This is a genomic window from Nocardiopsis lucentensis DSM 44048, from assembly GCF_000341125.1.
Lineage (GTDB): Bacteria > Actinomycetota > Actinomycetes > Streptosporangiales > Streptosporangiaceae > Nocardiopsis > Nocardiopsis lucentensis.
Map to the genome: position 1 here is coordinate 1 of NZ_ANBC01000649.1, position 2369 is coordinate 2369.

Annotated in this window: 2 protein-coding genes and 1 pseudogene; 2 read left to right on the plus strand and 1 reads right to left on the minus strand. The window is 73.7% G+C overall.

The features are described 5' to 3' along the window. Both D471_RS0123010 and D471_RS0123015 read left to right on the plus strand, forming a co-directional pair. The coding region (locus D471_RS0123010) for a sensor histidine kinase (protein ID WP_017600798.1) at positions 1-1040 on the plus strand (1040 nt) is incomplete at its 5' end. After that, positions 1037-1684 carry a response regulator gene (locus tag D471_RS0123015; RefSeq protein ID WP_017600799.1) on the plus strand — a complete coding sequence of 216 codons (648 nt, stop codon included), beginning with the start codon at positions 1037-1039 and terminating at the stop codon, positions 1682-1684. The genes D471_RS0123010 and D471_RS0123015, both read left to right, overlap by 4 nt. A gap of 2 nt (positions 1685-1686) precedes the next feature. Here the strand turns inward: D471_RS0123015 and D471_RS0123020 are convergent. Then, positions 1687-2369, minus strand: a pseudogene (locus tag D471_RS0123020) (short-chain dehydrogenase); the annotation flags it as partial.

Here is a 2369-nt window from a genome sequence, read left to right on the forward strand (position 1 = left end):
GCACCCTGCTCGTCCTCCTCTGCCTGGTCGCGCTCCCACCGCGTACCCGGGCGGCCTCGACCGCGCTCCTCGGCCTCGGCGGCGCCCTCACCGTGACGGCGACCTCCGTGGTCCTGTGGTCCCCGCCCAAGGGGCAGTTCGGGTACGCCTTCGCCCTGTCCGAGGTCCTCGCGCTGCTGTTCCTGCTGGCGCTCACGGCCCTGCGCTGCCGGGCCTGGCAGGTCGGCGCCGTCTCCGCGGCCGCGTACGCGGCCTTCCTGTCCGAGTACCTGCGGGAGCCGTACTGGTCGAACCAGCTCTCCCTCGCCTTGGTGCTCGTCGGGATGGGAGTGGCACCCGGGCTGTACCTGCGGTGGCGGGCGGCCCGGCACGCCGCCCAGGTAGAGGCGGTCCGGGCGCACGAACGGCTGTCCCTCGCCCGCGACCTGCACGACGTGGTCGCCCACGAGGTCACCGGGATCGTGGTCCATGTCCAGGCCCTCCGGCACATCGCCGAACGCGACCCGGAGACGGTGCGCGCGGCGCTGCCGGAGATCGAGGCCGCGGGCACACGCGCGCTGGAGTCCATGCGCGGTATGGTCTCCCGGCTGCGGGAACACGAGGACGCCCCCCTGAACCCGAACCCCGCGGAGGGGCTCACCCGGTTGGCCGCTCCCGCCCGGCCCGGGCGTCCCGAGGTGTGCGTGCACACCAGCGGCGGCGTGGCGGACCTGCCGCCCGCCGTCGGCACGGCGATTCTGCGGATCGCCCAGGAGTCGGTGACCAACGCGCTGCGGTACGCGCGCGGCGCCGAACGGGTGAGCGTGGTCGTGGAGGTGCTCGACGACGGTGTGCGCCTGCGCGTCCACGACGACGGGCGCGGAGCCGGGGTCCAGGTGGGCGGCGGTTACGGTCTGGTCGGCATGGCCGAACGGGCCAGGCTGCTCGGCGGAGAACTGACCGCCGGTCCGCCGGGCCGGACCCGGGGGTGGGTCGTACGGGCGTGGCTGCCGCTGTCCGGCGACGGGTCGGACGGCCGGAACGGAGACGAGGACGCGTGACGATTCGGGTACTGCTCGCCGACGACCAGCAGATGGTGCGGACCGGGTTCCGCTACATGCTGGACGCCGAGAACGACATCGAGGTCGTGGGCGAGGCGGGCGACGGGGTCGAGGCGGTGCGGCTGGCGCGGGAACTGCGCCCGGACGTGACGCTCATGGACATCCGCATGCCGGGGGTGGACGGGTTGGAGGCCACCCGGCGGTTGGCCGGTCCGGGGGTGGCCGACCCGCTGCGCGTGGTCGTGGTGACCACGTTCGACCTGGACGAGTACGTCCACGCCGCGTTGACCGGCGGGGCCGTCGGGTTCCTGCTCAAGGACGCGGGCCCGGCGCTGCTGATCGAGGCGGTGCGCGCGGCGGCCCGGGGCGACGCCATGGTCTCCCCGAGGATCACCGTCCGGCTGCTGCGGCACTTCGCCGAGACGGGTCCGCGGCCGAGGAGGGACACGGCCGGGTTGACCGACCGGGAGCTGGACATCGTGCGCGCGGTGGCGCGCGGACTGACCAACACCGAGGTGGCCGCGGAGCTGTACGTCACGGTGAGCACGGTCAAGACGCACCTGGCGAGCGTCCAGAACAAGCTGGGGGCGCGCAACCGGGTCGAGGTCGCCGCCTGGGCCTACCGGGGCGGCCATGTGGACTAGGCCTACCAGGCGGCGGGCGCGTAGTCCTTGAGGAAGCAGCCGTACAGGTCCTCGCCGAGCTCGCCGCGGACGACGGGGTCGTACACGCGCGCGGCCCCGTCCTCCAGGTCCAGCGGCGCGTGGAACCCGGCGTCGGCGATCCGCTCCTTGTCCGGGTGCGGCCGCTCGTCGGTGATCCAGCCCGTGTCGACACTGGTCATCAGGATGCCGTCGGTCTCCAGCATCTCCTGGGCGCTGGTCCGCGTGAGCATGTTGAGCGCGGCCTTGGCCATGTTGGTGTGCGGGTGGCCCGCGCCCTTGTAGCCGCGTCCGAAGACGCCCTCCATGGCGGACACGTTGACGATGTAGGTGCGCCGCGCGGACGAGGCCGCCAGGGCGGGGCGCAGGCGGTCGACGAGCATGAACGGCGCGCTCACGTTGCACAGCTGCACTTCGAGCATCTCGACGGGGTCGACCTCGCCGACCTTCCGCGTCCAGCTGTTGACGGGGGCCAGGTCCGGCACCAGCCCCCCGGCGTCGATGGCGTTGCCCTCACGCACCCGCTCCATCGAGGCCGACCCGGTGGTCAGGGCCAGCGAGGTGAGCATCTCCGGGGTGAGCGCGTGCGGGGCGAGCCGGAGCTCCTCCGTCTCCCGCGCTCCCTCCAGTGCGCGGGGCCGTACTCCGCCGAGGACCAGCGGCTCCC